The sequence below is a fragment of the Haloarchaeobius baliensis genome (assembly GCF_052060055.1).
GTDB lineage: Archaea > Halobacteriota > Halobacteria > Halobacteriales > Natrialbaceae > Haloarchaeobius > Haloarchaeobius baliensis.
In genome coordinates, this window is sequence record NZ_JBPPFR010000002.1 from 579,006 (window position 1) to 597,402 (window position 18,397).

The following is an 18,397-nucleotide window of genomic DNA, read 5'->3' on the forward strand; positions in this document are numbered from 1 at the left end:
TTGTAAGGGGGTTGTTCGTCGGGATGTCCGGTGGAAAGCTCAGATGATGTCGCCGATGCGGCGGGGTTCGCCGCGCAGGTCGGGGCTCTCCTCGACCATCTGGAGCACCTCGTGGTCGGTGACGTCGCGGTAGTCCTTCTGGGTGGCCTCCTCGATGAGCGCGCGTTCCAGTCGGAACTCGGTGCCTTCGTACACCACGTCGCAGCCGTCGTCGTCGAACGAGAGGGTCGTCATGTTCGGACGGTGGTGGCGCTCGGTTAAAAACCCACAGAAGCGCGTCTGACGCCCGTCAGACGCGGACACGGGGTTTAAGAGCCAGTAGAGCCGATATGGCTGTGTGTCGCTGAGTACGGACCCACTCGACGAACTCTCCATTCCCGACGGGACGACGGTGGAGGAGCACGACCTCGTGACCGACGGCGACGTGCTCATGGGCGGTCGGTCGACCGTCGAGTTCGGCATCCGGGGACGGAACGTCCTCGCGGGCGAGGGGGTCCGCATCGGCGGTGGCGTCGAAGCAGAGGCGGACTGCCGTCTCGACATGTGGTCCGACGTGGCCGGGAACGTCCTCGTCGGGCGCGACGCGTTCATCGGCGAGCGGACCCACATCGGCGGCCAGCTCATGGTCTCGGGCGACCTCGACGTCGGCGACGACGTGGACATCGAGGACGGCTTCGAGGCCAACGGCTGGATCGTCATCCGGAACCCGATGCCGACCATCGTCTTCCTGTTCGTCTACCTCAAGCAGCTGATGTTGCTCGGGGAGGAGGAGGCAGCACAGAATCTCGTGAACGAGCTGGCCGACGAGGAGGACCCCGAGGAGGCGCCCCTCATCGTCCCGCGCGGCGCGACGGTGAGCGACGACGCCTGGCGGGTCTCGACGCCGGCGTCCATCGGCGACGAGTGCCGGCTCCACGGCAACATCCGCGCCGAGTCCATCGCGGTCGGCGAGGACTGCAACATCTTCGGCAGCCTGCGCGCGAAGCACGACATCTACATCGGCGAGGGCACCCGCGTCCACGGCGACGTGACCACCCGCAAGGGCGAGGTCCGCATCGCCCCCGGCGCGCTCGTCCTCGGCGACGTCTCCTGCTCGGACCTGGAGCTCTCGAAGGGTGCCGAGGTCGACGGGACGATGCGCGCCCGTGGCAACATCACGATGCAGGGCATCGCGCGGCGCGACGTGGAGTAGCGCGGTCGCTGTTTTCCGGACGCGAGGGTATCGAGATGGGGACTCAGAAAGCGCGGCTTACTCGTCGATGGTCGTCTCCAGCAGCACCTCGGGCTCGACGAACTCGCCGTTCCAGACGACGGTGACGGTCTGGCCGGCCTCTGCCTCGAAGAAGACCTTGTTCCCGACGGAGATCGGGTAGTCGACGGCGGCGGCCTGACCCTCGCCCACCTGGTCCTCGTCGGCGACCCAGTAGGCGAACGTCTCGCGCTCGTCGAGCGTGGCCGTGCCGGCGAAGCTGCTGGTCGACGTGGCGTCGGGGACGACCGGGACGCGCTCCCCGTCGACGCGGACCTCGACGGAGGCGGTCGCGCCGGAGGTGACCTCGTCGCCGTCCATGTGGACGACCTTCCGCCAGGTCTCCTCGACGGTCTCGATGGCCATGCTCAGTTCGGGGGCGGCGCGCGGGTCGGTGCGTGTCGTCTCGGTCTCGGTCGGGTCGGTCGGCTGGCCGGCGGGCCCGCCCGTGCCGAGGGTGGAGACACAGCCGGCGAGACCGAGCGTCGACAGCGTCGCCGTGGTCGCGGCGAGGAGGTCGCGTCGTTTCATACGTACAACTATTCGACGGTTGGGGGTTTAGGACGTTTCGGCTTGTCGACGCTTCGTGTTGCGGTCTCTCGGTCCGTGCCAACCTGTCTCGTACTATCATGGGTCTGATGTGAGTCCGTCTCACCGACCGAAAGGCAGTTTCCCCCGGCGCGAGTAGCCGACCGGTATGCTCTCTATCGCGCTGGCGGGCAAGCCCAACGCGGGCAAGTCCACGTTCTACTCGGCGGCGACGCGGGCGGAGGTCGACGTGGCCAACTATCCCTTCACGACCATCGACGCGAACCGGGGCGTCACCCACGTCCGCACCGACTGCCCCTGTCTCGACCGCGCCGAGCGCTGCGGGAACGACAACTGCCACGACGGCAAGCGCTACGTCCCCGTCGAGCTGCTCGACGTCGCCGGCCTCGTCCCCGGCGCGCACGAGGGGAAGGGGCTGGGCAACCAGTTCCTCGACGAGCTGACGAACGCGGACGTCATCATCAACGTCGTCGACGCCTCCGGCGCGACCGACGAGAAGGGCGAGCCCGTCGAGCCCGGCAGCCACGACCCCCTCGACGACGTGGACTTCATCGAGGAGGAGATGGACCTCTGGCTGGCCGGCATCGTCGACCGCAACTGGGAGTCCGTCGAGCGCAAGTCCCGGTCCCCCGATTTCGACCTCGACGAGGCGCTCGCAGACATGCTCACGGGGTTCGGCGCGAGCCAGGCAGACGTGCAGGCGGTGCTCCGCGGGCTGGACTACCCCTCGGACCCGATGGCCTGGACCGACGAGGACCGCGAGGCCCTCGCCCGCGACGTGCGCCAGCGGACGAAACCCATCGTCGTCGTCGCCAACAAGGCCGACGTCGCACCCGCCGAGAACGTCGAGCGCCTGCTCGACCTCGACAAGCCCGTCATCCCCGCGACCGCACAGGGCGAGCTCGCGCTCCGGAAGGGAAGCGAGGCCGGTGCCGTCGATTACGACCCCGGCGACGACTCCTTCGCCATCCTCGGCGAGGTGTCGGACGCCCAGCGCGACCTCCTCGAGGGTCTGCGAGACACCATGACCGAGTACGGCGGGACCGGCGTGCAGGCCGCGCTCGATTTCGCGGTGTACGACCTGCTCGACCACGTGACGGCGTATCCCGTGCAGGACGCCTCGAAGTGGACAGATGCGTCGGGGAACGTGCTGCCCGACGCCTTCCTGCTGCCGCGCGGGTCGACGCCCGTGGATCTGGCGTACGCGGTCCACAGCGACATCGGTGACGGGTATCTGCATGCGGTGGATGCTCGGAGCTCGCGGGAGATCTCCGATTCCTACGAACTGGAGGAGGGCGACGTCGTGAAGATCGTCTCGACCGCGAAGTAGTTCCTGTCCTCGGCGGTCGCGCCGTTCGGTGTCGCGTGAGGCTCGAACAGCACAGACGCTCCGCTGCTCGTGGACCCGCTGAGACCGTGAATGGCAGACGAGCCCCTGGGGGTCGAGTGGAGTCGCGCGCCAGCCGGCTCGACCGATGTCGGCGCGCGGCTGGCGAACCGACGGCTGAGGGGGGAAACAGTACACTCAAGCGGCGTCACCCGCTACAGATCATGAATGTCCCGTCGAGACGAACGCCTCGCCCGCGACACCGAGGTCGACTCGGTGGCGACGCTGTTCCTCTGGCTCCGCGGTGGTGCCGTCGGTGGCCTCGCCTTCCTCGTCGGCGTCGGGCTGTTCTTCTTCCTGCTGCGGGGCCGCTTCGCCGGGGAGGCGGGCCTGGCGGCGTCGGCGCTCGGGCGCTGGCGCGTCTCGGCGTGGGTGTACTACAACGCCCACCTGGTGCCGACCGAAGGGGTCGCACTCGAAGCGTTCTCGGTCGTCGCGGGCGGCGGGAACACGTTGCTCCTGCTCGCGGCCGAGGAACCGCTGCTCTACGGGTTGTTCCTGCTGCCGCCGGCACTGCTGGTCGTGGCGGGCTACCGGACGGCCAAGCGACGCCCGAAGAACACCAGTTGGCTCCGGGCGGGGGCGGCCGTCGCGGTCGGCTACTGCTTCGTCGCGGCGGTGTTCCTCATCGTCGCGTCCATCGAGCCGGCACCGCCGGTCATCGAGGTGCCCGCCGGGCGGGAGGTCGGCCCGAACCCGTGGCTGGCCATCGGGCTCGCCGCGCTGGCGTATCCGACCGTCTTCGGCCCGCTCGGTGCGGTACTCGGGCGGCGCGCGCCGTGGACCCGACCGAGCCAGCAGCGCCGGGAGCGCCAGCGCGGTCGGCAGTGAGCAGACGGGCCGCCCCCGGACTCACGACAGCGGCTGGTAGTACACCGCGACCAGCAGCACCGCGAGGAACAGGTAGCAGCCGCGCACGAGCAGCATCGTCGCCAGCTCGTCGGTGCCGCGCCGGGCGAACGCGGCCACCGGGACGAACACGAGGACGGCGGCGGCTGCCGAGGGCGGGAACACGCTGACGGCGGCGAACGCGAGTACGGCGGCGAGCCCGACCGCCATCAGGCCGAAGGCGACGGTCCGTGCGCGTTCACGACCGACGACGACGGCGACGGTTCGCTTGCGGATGGAACGGTCGTACTCGTAGTCCTTCGCGTCGTCGATGACCTTCACGCCCGAGAGCAGGACGAGGAACACGACGGCGAATGCGACCGGGACGGCCGCGAAGCCGGCGGTCTGGACGTAGTAGCCGCCGACGATGGCGACCGCGATGCCGAGCGGGTAGCCCGTCGTGGCGGTCACGGGGTTCGTGTCGAGCTGGGGGGCGTGGTGGTAGGCGATGAGCCAGCAGGGCAGCGTCACGAGCGCGGCGACGGGGTCGACGAGCAGCCAGAGCGCGGCGAGGCACGCGAAGAAGCCCGCGGTGGCGAGTCCGAGTGCGATGCGACAGCCGCGCTCGGTCAGGGGGTGGTCGTCGTCCTCGTCGCGCACGTAGAAGTCGACGTAGCCGTCCTTCACGTGAGCGGTGTAGACCGCGAGGAAGACGGCGACCATGTGGACCGCGCCGAGGACCACGTCGAACTCCCCGGCGAGGACGCTCCCGAACCAGGAGGCCGCCAGCGGCGGGAGCATGAACACGGGATGGACCTGCGAGGAGAGCGCGCGGGCGTCGGCGACGACTCCGGAGCCGTGCCGGGAGAACGTCATGTGCTATCGTTCGTCACGGATGCCAATAACTCCGCGGGTGGCCGACGGGACTGCCGGAGTGCACGTGAGAGAGCGGGAGTCGAGACGGCAGACGGGTCGACGCCGTTCAGACCGTCTCGTCGACGAACGACTCGAGCAGCTTGCGCTCGGCGGCCCGCAGGTGCTCGTGGAGCGTCGGTGCGGCGATGTCCATCGCCTCGGCGACCTCCTCGGCGGTCGAGTCGCGGGGCCACTCGTAGTACCCAGCAGAGAACGCCGTCTCCAGAGCGGCGCGCTGCCGCTCCGTCAGGCGGTCGCTGAGCCCCTGCCGGAACGACTCGGTCGACTGGACGGAGCGCTCGACCTCTCGCTTGGAGACCAGGTCCGTGTCGTCGTACGCCGTCTGGACGGCGCTCGCGATGGCCTTCAGGTCCGCGTCGGGTGCCGCCTGGATGACCACGCTCCCCTCGCCGTCGATGACCTCGAAGGACCGGACGGTGGCGCCGACGGCCGAGAGCGTCTCGATGGCGGCCTCGGTCACCGTGAGCTCGAACAGGGACTCCTCGCCGTCGGCGACGAGACGGGCGTTCTCGATGCCCTCGAACTCGGCCGCGAGCTCGAGTGCGTCCTCGCCCTCACCCCCGACGAGGTCGACGAAGCAGGTCAGTCCGGAGTCGTCGTTCGAGGCGATCCCCCGCAGCGAGAGGTCGCCGCCGGTCTCCGCGGCGATGCGGACGAGCGGGTCCGACCGGTCGCTGTGGCGGAACTCCAGCTCCGCGACGGTGTCCGCGAGCAGCAGCCGCCGCTGCTCGACGGCCGTGATACCGTTGCCGATGCGCGCACCGAGCTCGGCGAAGACGTCGAGCTCGTGGTCGCTGACGGTGTGGTCGGTCCTCGTCCCGACGACGAGCGCACCGTAGGACTTCTCCCGGTAGGAGAGCGGTGTGACGAGTGCGACGCCGTCCGCGAACCCGCCCACGTCCACGTCGAGGTCGGTCAGGAGCTTGATCTCGCGGTCGTCCACCGCGGACTCGATGCCGTCGGCGAGTTCGCTGCCCGCGATGTCGGGTGTCTCGCCGACCGAACCGGTGGCCTTCCGCAGCCGGACGCCCCTGCTGTGGTCGGTGTACTCGGCGACCAGTGCGGCGCGGTACGGCTCGGTCCCGACGACGGCCTCGCAGACGGCGTCGTCGATGGCGTCCCGTGTGTCGGCGTCGACGAGTGCACGGTCAACGCGCCGGATGACCCGGTTGACGTTCGTCAGGCGTTCGAGCTGCTGTTCTCGCTGGGCGATGGCCTCCTCGTTGGCGTCGTACGTCTCGTCGAGCTCGCTCTGTAGCTCGACCAGTTCGTCCTCGTCGCGGAGGGCCTCGCGTTCGCGGGTCGAGAGCGCCGTCTCGGTCGCCTCCAGCGCGAAGTACTCGCGGACCTCCTCGGAGAAGTCAGAGCGTGCGAGCAGCTCGTCGGCGGTATCGACCACGTCGTCGCGGTCCACCGGCTTCACGAGGTACTCGTCGAACGCCATGTCGACGATGTCGGTGTCGGGGGCGACGGCCGTCATCATCGCCACCGGGAACTCGTAGCCCTCCTCGCGGAAGACCTCGAGCGTCTCGTCGCCGGACTTGCGGGGCATCCGACGGTCGAGCAGGACGAGGTCGACCTCGTCGTCGACGGCATCCAGTGCGTCCTCACCGCTGTAGGCGGTCCTGACACGGTAATCGTCGTCCTCCAGCCAGTATCGACACGTGTCCGCGAGATCCTCGTCGTCGTCCACGACGAGCACCGTGGGCCGGGAGCTACCGACCTTGGCGTCCCGCGACAGATTCGTTGCCATTGGCGATGCGTACGCGACGGACGAGGAAATGGAGTCGGACCTAAACAGTTTGGCTTCGTGGTCCGTCGCCGCCGTCGATACCCGAACTACCTTGGCCGTCTGCGGTCTCAGCGGACCGCCTTCGTCGCCTCCCGCATCACGTCGAGGGCCTCCTCCAGCTCCTCGGTGCTGGTGGCGTAGGAGAGGCGGGCGTAGCCCGCGCCGTGGTCGCCGAACGCCTCGCCGGGGACGACGACGACGCCGCGGTCGAGCACCTCGTCGACCCAGCCATCGGGCACCTTCGGCATGACGTAGAACGCGCCCTTCGGCTCGGGAACCTCCAGCCCCATGTCGGTGAGACCGTCGACGACGAGGTCGCGCCGCTCCTCGAACGTGGCGACCATCTCGTCGACGACGTCCTGCGGCCCGTCGATGGCCCCCTCGGCGGCGTACTGCGCCGGGGCTGAGGCACAGGCCTGCACGTACTGGTGGACGCGGAGCATGCGCTCGATGCGGTCGTTGGAGCCGGCGACCCAGCCGAGCCGCCAGCCCGTCATCGAGTACGTCTTCGAGCAGGCGGAGACGACGACAACGTTGCCCGAGTCGGTGAACTCCATCGGCGAGTGGTGTTCACCGTCGAAGACGATGTGCTCGTACACCTCGTCGGAGACACAGAGCACGTCGTGCTCCTCGGCGATGCGGGCGAACTCGCGCATGTCCGCCTCGGACTGCACCGCACCGGTCGGGTTGCCGGGGCTGTTGACGATGAACGCAGCCGTGTCGTCGGTGATGTGCTCCTCGACCGTCGCCGGGTCGAGCGTGAGGTCCTCCCGCAGCGGGACCGGTTTCGGCTCGCCGCCCGCCACGTGGGTGAGCGCCTCGTAGGCGACGAAGCCGGGGTCCGGGTAGATGACCTCGTCGCCCTGGTCGACGTGGGCCTCCATGACGAGGTGCAGCGCCTCCGACCCGCCGGCCGTCGCGATGATGTCCTCGGGGTCGACCGCGAGGCCGCGGTCGCGCTCGAACTTCGCCGAGATCGCCTCGCGGAGCGACTCCGTGCCCTTGTTCGAGGTGTAGGCGTCGGTCTTGCCCTCCTGGATGGCCTCGACTGCGGCCGAGCGCGCGTGCTCGGGCGTCGGGAAGTCGGGCTGTCCGAGGCCGAGGTTGATGGCGTCCTCGCCGGCCGCCTCGAATACCTCGCGGATGCCACTGATACTGACCCGTTCGACCCGGTTCGAGAACTCGGTCATACACCAACCAGCGGGGCGATTGCGGATAACTCTTGATGTGGCTCTTGGTATCGAACCACACCGGTTCGGACTGCGTTACTGGTACATCCGGAGCGGCTGTGCCTTCGAGCTCTCCTCCTCCTTCGCCTCGCGCATCTTCTCGGCGAGCTGCTCCTTCTGCTTGCGGATCTCCTCGGCGTGGTCGACCAGCTCGGAGATGTCGACCTCGATGTCGGTCAGCGGACCGATCCCGTGCTCGATGAGGACCCGGGCAGCCTCCGGGTCGGGGAAGCGCTCGTTGGACTGGACGACGAGGCCGACGCCGTCGAGGCCGACCTCGCCGGCCTCGTTGAGGAACGCGCCGGTCGGTCCGCTGACGACGCCGTTCTCCGGTGGCAGGTCGATGTCGAGTTCGTCGAGGAGGCCGCCCGCGTCACCCGTCGCGATGCCGAACAGCTCGGGGACACCCGACTTCTCGGCCGGGAGCCCGCTGAGGAAGATGGGCGTGACGTTCTCGTCCTCGAGCCAGCCGACGAGGCAGTCCGCGAACTCGGCGACTGCGGCCGAGTTCACGGGGACGTCGCTCTGGAGGGCGACGAGGTCCTCGTCCGGCGCGGCGTAGATCCGGACCGGCGGGAGGATCCCTCGTTCGCCCTCGTGGTAGACTCCGATGGGCGCGAGGCTGTCGCAGTGGACCGTCCCGTACAGCTCCATGTCGAACTCCTCGACGAGGTGGTCCGTCGCGATCTTCCCGACGAGACCGACGCCGGGCATCCCCTCGACGAGCATCGAACCGTCGACGTCCATCTCCGCGTGCTGCTGGATGTGTCCCATAGTCGAACCGACACACCGACGCGAGGTAAAAGCTCGCCCCCGTCACGGGGTCGTCCCGATGCCGGCCCTTCGAAACCGACAAACCGCTCCCCCGCGAAACCGCGGCAAATGGAGCCATTCGAGCGGTACCGGGACGTCGTCGACGACTTCGAGGCGTTCATCGACGCCTGTCGTCGCTCGCTCCCGATGGCGGTCCGCGTGAACACGCTGAAGACGACGACAGAGCAGGTCGAGCGCGCGTTCGACGAGGCCGGCGTCGGCTACGAACGCGCCGGCTGGCACCCCCACGTGATGCGCGTCGAGACGGACACCCCCGGCGCCACGTGGCCGAGCTTCCACGGCTGGGTCCACGGGCAGGAGGAGGTGTCGGCCATCCCGGCGACGGTGCTCGCACCGGAGCCTGGCGAGCGCGTCCTCGACGCCTGCGCCGCCCCGGGGAGCAAGGCGACCCAGATCGCCGCCGAGATGGAGGACGAGGGAACGCTCGTCGCGAACGACAACAACCTCGGGCGGCTCTCTGCACTGCGGTTCAACTGCGAGCGCCTCGGCGTCACCAACGTCGCGGTCACGAACCGCGACGCCCGGAACTTCTCGCTGAAACCGTTCGCCGAGGAAGGCGAGCGCGAGGGGCCGCAGTTCGACCGCGTGCTCGTCGACGCCCCCTGCTCCTGCGAGGGGACCATCCGGAAGAACCCGGACGCGCTCGACGGCTGGAGCGAGGACCACGTGGCCGGCATCGCGGGCGTCCAGAAGGGCATCCTCCGGCGCGCCATCCAGGTCACCCGCGACGGCGGCCACGTCGTCTACTCGACCTGCACGTTCGCGCCCGAGGAGAACGAGGCCGTCCTCGACCACGTCCTCCAGAAAGAGGACTGCCGTCTCGTCGACTACGATCTCGCGCTCGACCACGACGACGGTCTCACCGAGTGGCGCGACGACGAGTTCGACCCGCAGGTGCGGAAGGCGAAGCGCGTCTATCCGCACCAGAACGACACGGGCGGCTTCTTCACCGCGAAGCTGGAGGTGGGGGCATGAGCGAGAACGACGGCCAGCGGTTCGACCGCCTCCCCGCCACCGAGGACGAGCGCGAGGTCGAGGGCCGGGCCACCCGCGCGGAGGTCCTCGACTGGTGGGCGAACCGGTTCGACATCCCGCCGGAGACGTTCGACGACCACACGTTCTGGGAGAAGGGCGCGGGCAAGATCTGGATCTTCGCGGGCGACGCACCCAGCCCCATCTCGGTGGAGGGTCTCGGGATGACGTTCCTCCGAACGCGACAGGAGCACTGGAAGCCGACGACCGACGCCGTCCAGCGGTTCGGCCGGCTCGCCTCGAAGAACGTGTTCGACCTCACCGAGGAGCAGGCCGAACGCTTCGTCGCCGGCGAGGATCAGGAGATCCCCTACGACGGCGACTGGGGCTACGTCATCGCCGCCCACGAGATCGCCGGCGAGCGCGAGCCCATCGGCGTCGGGCTCTACGTCTACGGCGAGCTGAAGTCGACGGTCCCGAAGGGCCGGCAGCGGTCGGTCTGAGTCGACCAACCGACCACCCTTTTTACCGGAAGCCGCGGCCAGACGCGGCGTGACCTGACCACGCGACGCGCGACGGCCGAGGCGGTCGTGTGACACACCGTCGCGCGAGACACCGTGTCGCCTGCTCGCCACCCATGCCAGCGACGGCTCCGTCCGCACCGTCGTCGGCTCACTCCGCCGCGTCGGTCTCGCGCACCGTCCCCCCACCGAGCCCGGCCCACTCGACCCGGTAGCCCAGCCGCGAGAGCGTCGCGCTCGCGTCGTCCAGCCCGAACTCGTCGAGCACCGCCGCCGCCTCGTCGAGCGCCATCCCGGCCTCGACGCGCTCGCCCACCGCGTCGAGCACCGCGGGGCGCACGAGCGTCCGTCCGACTCGCTCGTGCTCGGGGAAGGACTTCCCCTCGACCGCGCTCTCGCTGACGCCGTGGCGGTCGGCGAGTGCCGACAGTGTCACCACGTCGTCGTCCGGCACCAGCTCGTCGGCCAGGTCCGCAGCCGCCGTCGCCACCAGATCGTCCTCGTACTCCCGGAGCGCGTCGCGCACGTCCTTCACGCGGATGCTCCCCGAGTAGGTGACGACCCGGTGGTCCATCGCGGCGATCTCCTCGCCAACGCCGAGCGATTCGTCGACGGCGACGAGCATCTCCACGTCCTCGAGGTCGTCGAGCTGTGCGAGCTTCTTCGCGACGTACTCGGGCGTCCAGAAGCCCATCACCTCGAAGTAGACGCGGAACTCGTCGTCGCCGGGGAGCCAGTCGAACGCGAAGTCCGGGATCATCACCCGGCTGCCGGTCGCGAGCGGCTCGGGCTCGCGGACGATGTCCCAGTCCAGCCCGAGCGACGCGAAGCGCGTCGCCACGTCGCGCTCCACCTCGCTGTCGAACTCGACCTCGGCGATGGGCCCGGTTCCTGGCACGCGGACGGGGTCGTCGTCGGTGAGCACCAGCTCGCGCTCGGTGCCGCGGTCGTCGATGGTCGCCGACAGTCGCCAGTCGTCGGTCTTCACGACGGTCCGGAGCAGCCGGGCGAACCGGGTGCCGTATCGTCTCGACCGGCGAAAGAGCGCGTCGGGGCCGGTGACGACGACCTCGCGCCCGTCGCCGGTCCGGTGGATCTCGTACATGAGCCGGAGGCGCTTGACCGCCGAGACGAGCGCCTTCGGGTCGGACGAGCGCACGCGGACCTCGGTCGCGTCGAACAGCGCCGTCTGCGCCAGCGAGAGGTTGTACTGCGCGACGAGTTCCGCTGGCGACCACGGCGCGTCGACGCTCGCGAGCACCTGCCGGTCCTCGCGGTCGGCGTACAGCGACGCGGCGAGCTCGTCGGGGGTGACGCCGCGGTCGGCGGCAGCCCTCCCGAGCGCCTCCTGTCGCTCCGCGGTGGTGACGACGCCGACCGTCTCGGCGGCCGCGAACGCGGCCCGTCTTGCCCGCTCGGGCTCGACCGGCGCACGGGTCTCCAGCGTCGTCTCGCGTTCGAGGAGCTTCGCGAACCCCCGCACGAGCTTGAAGTCGGGGGCGTCGGCCTCCAGCTCGGCAAGGGCATCCTGCAGGTCGCCCCACCGCTCGCCGACGTGGCCCTGAAACACGCCGAGCGTCCGTGCGGCGAGCGCCTCGTGCTCCGGCCCGGCGAACTGCGGGTGGTACCCTCCGCCGGCGCGGGACACCCGGAGCAGGTCCTTCGTCAGCATCGTCTGTACATGGGAGGCAGGCGGTGAAAAGCGCACCCCACCGGCTCGAGTCACAAAGGTTTCGTACCGACCCATCGAAGCCGCGGTCGATGCGACGTCGTGTCCTCTGTCGGAGCCTCGTCACCGGGGCCGCGCTGCTCGCGGGCTGCAGCCGCCGCCCCGGCGACCAGCCCGGCGCGGACCAGCGACCGCCCCAGACCGAGCCACCGGCGCCGACGACGGACGGTTCGGAACCAACGACCGCGACGTCGACGACGAACCTCGGAAGGGGGCTCTCCGTCGGACTGGAGACCGACGAGACCGACGACGAGTTCCTCGTGACGGCGGTCGTGGCCAACAACCGCGAGTCGATGGTGGACCTGACGCTCGTGGCGGTCTGGACGCGGGACGGCGAGCGAGTGGAACGGGCGCGACGGGTCCGGCTCGCCGCCGGCGAGACGGGCCGGTTCGAGTACACGTTCGACCGGGTCGGCTCCATCTCCTTCGAGTGGCGCGATTCCGGCGCGTCGGCTAGCCTCGACGGCGGCTCGCGACGCGCTCCTCGGCGGTCTCGGCGCTGACGAGTTCGTAGAGCAGCGCCCGCCCGCCGTCGGCTTTCGGTCGCAGGACACGCCCGAGCCGCTGGGTGAACTCTCGTTCGCTCCCGCTGCCGGAGAGGATGACGGCGACGTTCGCGTCCGGCACGTCGACGCCCTCGTCGAGGACGTTCGAGGTGACGACCCGGGAGTAGGTGCCGTCGCGGAACCGCTCGAGCACCTCCCGCCGCTCGCTGGTGCCGGTCTCGTGCGTGATGGTCGGGACGAGGAACCGCTCGGAGATGTCGTACGCGAGCTCGTTGTGGGCGGTGAAGACGATGACGCGGTCGCCGCGGTGGTCGTCGAGGATGTCGGCGAGGGCGTCGACCTTCGCCTGGCTGCCCATCATGATGCGGCGCGCGCGCTGTTTCGCGAGCAGCGCCTCGCGTGCCTCGGGGTCCGTGCCGGAGCGCTTGACGAGCTCCTGGTAGTCGCTCCCGCTGGTGAAGCGGATGTTGCTGCGGGCGAGGTAGTCGGTGAACGTGGACTGGTGTTGCTCGTAGCGCTCGCGTTCGTCCGAGGTGAGCTCGACGGTCAGCCGCTTCACGTCGTAGCTGGCGAGGTGGTCGCCGGCGAGGTCGTCGGCGGAGAGCCGGTAGACGAGCGGCCCGACGAGCTCCGCGACGATCTCGTGGGCGTCGTCGGGGCGTTCGAACGTCGCGGTGAGGCCCATCCTTGCGGGGGCTGCGAGCAGGCGAGCGATGTCGCGGTAGCCCTCCCCGCCGAGGTGGTGGACCTCGTCGAAGACGACCAGCCCGAAGCGGTCGCCGACGTCCTCGGCCTTGAGGTACGCCGAGTCGTAGGTGGAGACCGTCAGCAGCTCTTCGCGCTGCTCGCCGCCGCCGAACTGGCCGACGGGCACGTCGAACTCGCGTTCGAGCTCGGTCCGCCACTGGTGCACGAGGTCGAGCGTCGGGACGACGACGAGCGTCGGCGTCCGGAGCTGCTCGATGGCGGCGACGGCGACGACCGTCTTGCCGCTGCCCGTCGGGAGCTCGATGCAGCCGCGGTTCGGGAGCGGGGCCGGTTCGTCCGCGCCGTCCGCTCCGCCGCCGTCGCTCCAGGCGTCGAGCGCGTCCTGCTGGTACTCGCGGAGGTCGTAGTTCGAGTGGAGGTCGGGGACCGAGTTGAGGTCGAGCACGCGATCGTCGATGGCGCGGTCGTGGCGGCGGAGCCACTCGCGGAGCGCCGCGTAGCGGTGGGCCGGCGCACGGCCGGTGTCGCTCCTGGCGTCGTACTCGACACCGGGTATCCCGTCGAGTGCGTCGCCGTCGACACGGAGCGTGCCGTCCTCGTAGCGGAGCGAGACCGTCACGGGCTGGTGGTTACCACCCGTCCGAGTTACGTGTTCCGGGAGCCACCCTGGGCCCTGGACTGTCGTGGTGCCACCTTCGCCGCGTACCTGAACCCTTTTGTTCACCCACGGGTTTTGTTTCGCACATGGACGAAGACGAGGATACGGAGCAGCCGACCCCGGAGCAGGGGTCTGCAGCCGCAGACGAGCCACCGGAGTCGTCCCCGGAGGACGCCGAGGAATCCACCGACGACGCGGCGGTCGACGAGGACCAGCCCGACGAGTCGGCGGCGGAGTCCGACGCCGAACCGTCCGCGGACGAGTCTGCGTCGGCGGACGCGCACGCGGCGTCCGGCGGGGCGGGGTCGGTGACGGACGAGGCCCCGGAGGCCACGGCGGCTGACGCGGAGGCCGGGTCGGTCGGCTCGCCTGTCGGCGAGGACCTCGTCGAGCGCGCGAGCCAGCACGACGAGGAGCTCGGCGCAGAGGTCGCGGCACTCGTCGAGCGCGCGTTCGAGCTGAAGGACGACGCGGAGGACCTGCGGCGTCGTGTCGGCGAGCTGGAAGAGGAGCGCGCCGACCTCGAGGAGGAGCGCGAGGACCTGAAACAGCGCCTCGTCCGCAAGCAGGCGGACTTCAAGAACTACAAGGAGCGCGCGAAGAAGAAGCAGGACCAGATCCGCGACCGTGCGACGGAGGACCTCGTCGAGCGACTCCTCCCGGTCCGGGACAACCTCACCCGCGCGCTGGAGCAGGACGAGGACGCGGACATCCGTGACGGCGTCGAGGCGACGCTACGCGACTTCGACCGCGTGCTGGCGGACGAGAACGTCGAGGAGATCGTCCCGGAGGAGGGCGACGACGTCGACCCGCAGCGCCACGAGGTGATGGTCCGGGTCGACAGCGAACTCCCCGAGGGAGACATCGTCGACGTCTACCGGCCGGGCTACGAGATGGCCGAGAAGGTCATCCAGACCGCCCAGGTGACGGTGAGCAACGGTGCCGACCACGAGCCCGAGGAGGAGGCGGTCGCCCTCGGCGGGGAGGTCGAGACGGACGACGCCGAGGCGGCCGCGGACGACGGGGCGGACGACCCGGTGGAGACGGCGGCCACCGAGGATGGCCCCGTCGAGGAGGAAGACGCCGCGGAGGGAGAGGAAGCCGCCGCCGGTGACAACCGACACTGACGGCGGTCAGTGGCCGCAAGCGTAAAGCCAATCTCCACGAACGCGAAAATTAGCTCTGCTGGCGGTATGTCGGCGAGTAACGGCTTTAATTCGTTGGATAGTCGAGTAAAGCAAGTTTTAAAACCTCAAGCGAGTTAGTAGACCACAACATGGCGAGCAACAAGATAATCGGAATCGACCTTGGGACGACCAACTCCGCGTTCGCGGTGATGGAAGGTGGTGACCCGGAGATAATCGTCAACAGCGAGGGGAACCGGACGACGCCCTCCGTCGTCGCGTTCACCGACGACGGCGAACGACTCGTCGGCAAACCGGCGAAGAACCAGGCCATCCAGAACCCCGAGCGCACCATCGCCTCCATCAAGCGCCACATGGGCGAGGACGACTACACGGTCGAGATCGACGGCGAGGACTACACGCCCGAGGAGATCTCGGCGATGATCCTCCAGAAGCTCAAGCGCGACGCCGAGGAGTACCTCGGCGAGGAGGTCGAGAAGGCCGTCATCACGGTGCCCGCCTACTTCAGCGACCGCCAGCGCCAGGCGACCAAGGACGCGGGCGAGATCGCCGGCTTCGAGGTCGAGCGCATCATCAACGAGCCGACCGCCGCCGCGATGGCGTACGGGCTCGACGACGACTCCGACCAGACCGTCCTCGTGTACGACCTCGGTGGCGGCACGTTCGACGTCTCCATCCTCGACCTGGGTGGCGGCGTCTACGAGGTCGTCGCCACGAACGGTGACAACGACCTCGGTGGCGACGACTGGGACGAGGCCATCATCGACTGGCTCGCCGACGAGTTCGAGAACGACCACGGCATCGACCTGCGCGAGGACCGTCAGGCGCTCCAGCGTCTCAAGGACGCCGCCGAGGAGGCGAAGATCGAGCTCTCCAGCCGGAAGGAGACGGAGATCAACCTCCCCTTCATCACGGCGACCGACGACGGCCCCATCCACCTGGAGAAGTCGGTGACGCGTGCGAAGTTCGAGAACCTCACCAGCGACCTCATCGACCGCACGGTCGAGCCGACCGAGCAGGCCCTCGAGGACGCGAGCTACGACAAGGACGACATCGACGAGGTGCTGCTCGTCGGTGGCTCCACGCGGATGCCCCAGGTCAAGGAGAAGGTCTCCGAGCTCATCGATCAGGAGCCCAAGAAGAACGTCAACCCCGACGAGGCCGTCGCACTGGGCGCGGCCATCCAGGGTGGCGTGCTCGGCGGCGAGGTCGACGACATCGTCCTGCTCGACGTGACGCCGCTGTCGCTCGGTATCGAGGTCAAGGGTGGCCTGTTCGAGCGGCTCATCGAGAAGAACACGACCATCCCGACCGAGGAGTCGAAGATCTTCACCACGGCCGCGGACAACCAGACCTCGGTGCAGGTCCGCGTGTTCCAGGGTGAGCGCGAGATGGCCGAGGCCAACGAGCTGCTCGGTGAGTTCCACCTGACCGGCATCCCGCCGGCGCCGGCCGGAACGCCGCAGATCGAGGTCACGTTCAGCATCGACGAGAACGGCATCGTCAACGTCTCCGCCGAGGACAAGGGCTCGGGCAACCGCGAGGACATCACCATCGAGGGTGGCGCCGGGCTCTCGGACGCGGAGATCGACCAGATGCAGAAGGACGCCGAGGAGCACGCCGAGGAGGACCGCAAGCGCCGCGAGCGCATCGAGGCGAAGAACAACGCCGAGGCGACGCTCCAGCGCGCCGAGACGCTGCTCGAGGAGAACGAAGATGCCGTCGACGACGACCTCCGCGAGGCCATCGAGGCCGAGATGGACGAGGTCGAGGCGGTCATCTCCGACGACGACGCGAGCAAGGACGAGATCCAGGCCGCTGCGGAGTCCCTCTCGAAGGAGCTCCAGGAGATCGGCAAGCAGATGTACGAGGGTGCGGCGGCGGCCAACGGCGGCGCAGGCGCGGCCGGCGCAGGGCCGGGCGGCGCGGCCGGCGGTGCGGCACCCGGCGGTGACGCGGCCGAGGACGGCGAGGAGTTCGTCGACGCCGACTTCGAGGACGTAGACGACGTCGAGGACGAGCCGGCCGAAGACGACGAGGAGTAGGGAGTCGAACCCGGCGACGGCAGCCCCGTCGTCACGCGGGTCACGCTCGCCAGCCGAACCCGTTCTTTTCAAGTGGTCCAATCCGCTACAGTGTGATAACCAATGAGTGAGGACTTCTACGACGTTCTCGGTGTCGGCAGGGACGCGTCCGAGGACGAGATCAAGCAGGCCTACCGGAAGAAGGCCGCCGAGTATCACCCGGACGTGTCCGACGCGGAGGACGCAGAGGAGAAGTTCAAGCAGGTGAAGAAGGCGAAGGAGGTCCTCACCGACGACCAGAAGCGCCAGGCGTACGACCGCCTCGGCCACGACCGCTTCGAGCAGGCCGAGAAGCGCGGCGGCTTCGACCAGGGTGCAGGCGGCGGTGCCGGTGGCTTCGGCGGCGGTCGCGGTGGAGACCCCTTCGGCGGCCAGGGCGGCATGGGCGGCATCAACGACATCTTCGAGCAGTTCTTCGGCGGCGGGCAGGGCCAGGGCTCGCGCGACCGCGGCCCACAGCCGGGTCGCGACCTCCGCACGCAGATCACCCTCGAGCTGGAGGACGTGTACGAGGGCGTCGAGAAGCAGGTGACCATCTCCCGGCCCGCCCACTGCGACACCTGCGAGGGCGAGGGGCACCCGCCCGACGCCGACGTCGAGACCTGCCCCGAGTGCAACGGCCAGGGCCGGGTCACCCGCGTCCAGCAGACCCCGCTCGGGCGCGTCCAGCAGACACAGACCTGCCGTCGCTGCGAGGGTGCAGGCGAGCTGTACGACGAGCAGTGCGCCGACTGCGGCGGCGACGGTGTCGTCGCGGAGGAGGCCACCCTCTCGGTCGAGATCCCGCCGGGCGTCCAGAACGGCCAGACCATCCGCATGGGCGGCGAGGGTGCCGTCGGAGACCCCGGCGCGCCGCGTGGCGACCTCATCATCGAGGTCAGCGTCGCCGACCACGAGGAGTTCGAGCGCGAGGGCGACGACCTCTACTTCCGGCTTCCGGTCTCCTTCCCGCAGGCCGTCTTCGGCGACACCGTCGAGATCGAGACCCTCGGCGGCCGCGTCGAACTCGAGATCCCGGAGGGCACACAGAGCGGCGAGACCTTCCGCCTGCGAGGCAAGGGCATGCCCCACCTGCGCCGGCGCGGCCACGGCGACCTGTTCGTCCAGGCCCACGTCGTCACCCCGTCGGACCTGAACGAGGAGCAGCGGGAGGCGCTGGAGGCGTTCGCCGAGGCCGGCGGCGAGGACATCGAGGTCAAGAAGGGGTTCTTCGAGAAGATCGAGAGCTTCTTCTGAAAACCTGTTCGTGAATGTGTTCTCCTGCTGGATG

Annotated in this window: 17 protein-coding genes; 9 read left to right on the plus strand and 8 right to left on the minus strand. The window is 69.4% G+C overall.

What is annotated here, in order from left to right; genetic code table 11:
• Positions 1-39: 39 nt before the first annotated feature.
• Complete coding sequence (locus tag ACSG06_RS13705) at positions 40-234, minus strand: DUF5800 family protein (RefSeq protein ID WP_440990842.1); 195 nt, start codon at positions 232-234, stop codon at positions 40-42.
• A gap of 103 nt (positions 235-337) precedes the next feature.
• Here ACSG06_RS13705 and ACSG06_RS13710 point away from each other — a divergent pair, with 103 nt between their 5' ends.
• Complete coding sequence (locus ACSG06_RS13710; RefSeq protein ID WP_440990843.1) at positions 338-1,192, plus strand: polymer-forming cytoskeletal protein; 855 nt, start codon at positions 338-340, stop codon at positions 1,190-1,192.
• 57 nt (positions 1,193-1,249) lie between these two features.
• Here ACSG06_RS13710 and ACSG06_RS13715 read toward each other — a convergent pair whose 3' ends face one another.
• Positions 1,250-1,780 carry a hypothetical protein gene (locus ACSG06_RS13715; RefSeq protein ID WP_440990844.1) on the minus strand — a complete coding sequence of 177 codons (531 nt, stop codon included), beginning with the start codon at positions 1,778-1,780 and terminating at the stop codon, positions 1,250-1,252.
• A gap of 166 nt (positions 1,781-1,946) precedes the next feature.
• On the opposite strand from ACSG06_RS13715, the gene ACSG06_RS13720 reads away from it, so the two are divergent.
• Complete coding sequence (locus ACSG06_RS13720; RefSeq protein WP_440990845.1) at positions 1,947-3,128, plus strand: redox-regulated ATPase YchF; 1,182 nt, start codon at positions 1,947-1,949, stop codon at positions 3,126-3,128.
• A gap of 225 nt (positions 3,129-3,353) precedes the next feature.
• On the plus strand, positions 3,354-4,016 hold the full coding sequence (locus tag ACSG06_RS13725) for a DUF7978 family protein (RefSeq protein WP_440990846.1): 663 nt from the start codon (positions 3,354-3,356) through the stop codon (positions 4,014-4,016).
• A 21-nt stretch (positions 4,017-4,037) separates the two neighbouring features.
• On the opposite strand, the gene ACSG06_RS13730 is transcribed toward ACSG06_RS13725, so the two are convergent.
• The 4 genes from ACSG06_RS13730 to ACSG06_RS13745 form a co-directional block, all read right to left on the minus strand.
• Positions 4,038-4,889 carry a UbiA family prenyltransferase gene (locus tag ACSG06_RS13730; RefSeq protein WP_440990847.1) on the minus strand — a complete coding sequence of 284 codons (852 nt, stop codon included), beginning with the start codon at positions 4,887-4,889 and terminating at the stop codon, positions 4,038-4,040.
• 106 nt (positions 4,890-4,995) lie between these two features.
• Positions 4,996-6,702, minus strand: a complete 1,707-nt coding sequence (locus ACSG06_RS13735) for a QarA family quorum-sensing-associated regulator (RefSeq protein WP_440990848.1) — start codon at positions 6,700-6,702, stop codon at positions 4,996-4,998.
• Between the two features lie 107 nt (positions 6,703-6,809).
• Entirely contained in the window at positions 6,810-7,931 is a 1,122-nt protein-coding gene (locus tag ACSG06_RS13740) for a pyridoxal phosphate-dependent aminotransferase (protein WP_440990849.1), read from the minus strand.
• Between the two features lie 75 nt (positions 7,932-8,006).
• A complete protein-coding gene (locus tag ACSG06_RS13745; protein ID WP_440990850.1) occupies positions 8,007-8,744 on the minus strand; it encodes a proteasome assembly chaperone family protein in 738 nt (245 codons plus the stop codon).
• 108 nt (positions 8,745-8,852) lie between these two features.
• Between ACSG06_RS13745 and ACSG06_RS13750 the strand changes: the two genes are divergently transcribed.
• On the plus strand, positions 8,853-9,779 hold the full coding sequence (locus ACSG06_RS13750) for an RsmB/NOP family class I SAM-dependent RNA methyltransferase (protein ID WP_440990851.1): 927 nt from the start codon (positions 8,853-8,855) through the stop codon (positions 9,777-9,779).
• On the plus strand, positions 9,776-10,279 hold the full coding sequence (locus ACSG06_RS13755; RefSeq protein WP_440990852.1) for a DUF7122 family protein: 504 nt from the start codon (positions 9,776-9,778) through the stop codon (positions 10,277-10,279). The genes ACSG06_RS13750 and ACSG06_RS13755 overlap by 4 nt, the downstream gene beginning before the upstream one ends.
• A gap of 169 nt (positions 10,280-10,448) precedes the next feature.
• Here the strand turns inward: ACSG06_RS13755 and ACSG06_RS13760 are convergent, their stop codons facing one another.
• On the minus strand, positions 10,449-11,969 hold the full coding sequence (locus ACSG06_RS13760; protein ID WP_440990853.1) for a DUF790 family protein: 1,521 nt from the start codon (positions 11,967-11,969) through the stop codon (positions 10,449-10,451).
• Between the two features lie 89 nt (positions 11,970-12,058).
• Here ACSG06_RS13760 and ACSG06_RS13765 point away from each other — a divergent pair, with 89 nt between their 5' ends.
• Positions 12,059-12,529 carry a hypothetical protein gene (locus ACSG06_RS13765; protein WP_440990854.1) on the plus strand — a complete coding sequence of 157 codons (471 nt, stop codon included), beginning with the start codon at positions 12,059-12,061 and terminating at the stop codon, positions 12,527-12,529.
• Here the strand turns inward: ACSG06_RS13765 and ACSG06_RS13770 are convergent.
• Positions 12,480-13,859 carry a DEAD/DEAH box helicase family protein gene (locus ACSG06_RS13770; protein WP_440990855.1) on the minus strand — a complete coding sequence of 460 codons (1,380 nt, stop codon included), beginning with the start codon at positions 13,857-13,859 and terminating at the stop codon, positions 12,480-12,482. The genes ACSG06_RS13765 and ACSG06_RS13770 overlap by 50 nt on opposite strands.
• 125 nt (positions 13,860-13,984) lie before the next feature.
• Here ACSG06_RS13770 and ACSG06_RS13775 point away from each other — a divergent pair, with 125 nt between their 5' ends.
• From ACSG06_RS13775 to dnaJ, 3 genes are all read left to right on the plus strand, one after another.
• Positions 13,985-15,025: a nucleotide exchange factor GrpE gene (locus ACSG06_RS13775; protein WP_440990856.1), complete on the plus strand. Its 1,041-nt coding sequence runs from the start codon at positions 13,985-13,987 to the stop codon at positions 15,023-15,025.
• 149 nt (positions 15,026-15,174) lie between these two features.
• Positions 15,175-17,088, plus strand: a complete 1,914-nt coding sequence (gene dnaK, locus ACSG06_RS13780) for a molecular chaperone DnaK (protein WP_440990857.1) — start codon at positions 15,175-15,177, stop codon at positions 17,086-17,088.
• Between the two features lie 102 nt (positions 17,089-17,190).
• Positions 17,191-18,363, plus strand: coding sequence for a molecular chaperone DnaJ (gene dnaJ / locus ACSG06_RS13785; RefSeq protein WP_440990858.1), 1,173 nt, complete (start codon positions 17,191-17,193; stop codon positions 18,361-18,363).
• The last annotated feature ends 34 nt before the right edge of the window (positions 18,364-18,397 follow it).

What these genes read in the sequence shown, in the direction of transcription:
- ACSG06_RS13705 (WP_440990842.1), bottom strand. Translation starts at nt 234, where the DNA reads ATGACGACCCTCTCGTTCGACGACGACGGCTGCGACGTGGTGTACGAA.
- ACSG06_RS13715 (WP_440990844.1), bottom strand. Translation starts at nt 1,780, where the DNA reads ATGAAACGACGCGACCTCCTCGCCGCGACCACGGCGACGCTGTCGACG.
- ACSG06_RS13720 (WP_440990845.1), top strand. Translation starts at nt 1,947, where the DNA reads ATGCTCTCTATCGCGCTGGCGGGCAAGCCCAACGCGGGCAAGTCCACG.
- ACSG06_RS13725 (WP_440990846.1), top strand. Translation starts at nt 3,354, where the DNA reads ATGTCCCGTCGAGACGAACGCCTCGCCCGCGACACCGAGGTCGACTCG.
- ACSG06_RS13730 (WP_440990847.1), bottom strand. Translation starts at nt 4,889, where the DNA reads ATGACGTTCTCCCGGCACGGCTCCGGAGTCGTCGCCGACGCCCGCGCG.
- ACSG06_RS13735 (WP_440990848.1), bottom strand. Translation starts at nt 6,702, where the DNA reads ATGGCAACGAATCTGTCGCGGGACGCCAAGGTCGGTAGCTCCCGGCCC.
- ACSG06_RS13740 (WP_440990849.1), bottom strand. Translation starts at nt 7,931, where the DNA reads ATGACCGAGTTCTCGAACCGGGTCGAACGGGTCAGTATCAGTGGCATC.
- ACSG06_RS13745 (WP_440990850.1), bottom strand. Translation starts at nt 8,744, where the DNA reads ATGGGACACATCCAGCAGCACGCGGAGATGGACGTCGACGGTTCGATG.
- ACSG06_RS13750 (WP_440990851.1), top strand. Translation starts at nt 8,853, where the DNA reads ATGGAGCCATTCGAGCGGTACCGGGACGTCGTCGACGACTTCGAGGCG.
- ACSG06_RS13755 (WP_440990852.1), top strand. Translation starts at nt 9,776, where the DNA reads ATGAGCGAGAACGACGGCCAGCGGTTCGACCGCCTCCCCGCCACCGAG.
- ACSG06_RS13760 (WP_440990853.1), bottom strand. Translation starts at nt 11,969, where the DNA reads ATGCTGACGAAGGACCTGCTCCGGGTGTCCCGCGCCGGCGGAGGGTAC.
- ACSG06_RS13765 (WP_440990854.1), top strand. Translation starts at nt 12,059, where the DNA reads ATGCGACGTCGTGTCCTCTGTCGGAGCCTCGTCACCGGGGCCGCGCTG.
- ACSG06_RS13775 (WP_440990856.1), top strand. Translation starts at nt 13,985, where the DNA reads ATGGACGAAGACGAGGATACGGAGCAGCCGACCCCGGAGCAGGGGTCT.
- dnaK (WP_440990857.1), top strand. Translation starts at nt 15,175, where the DNA reads ATGGCGAGCAACAAGATAATCGGAATCGACCTTGGGACGACCAACTCC.
- dnaJ (WP_440990858.1), top strand. Translation starts at nt 17,191, where the DNA reads ATGAGTGAGGACTTCTACGACGTTCTCGGTGTCGGCAGGGACGCGTCC.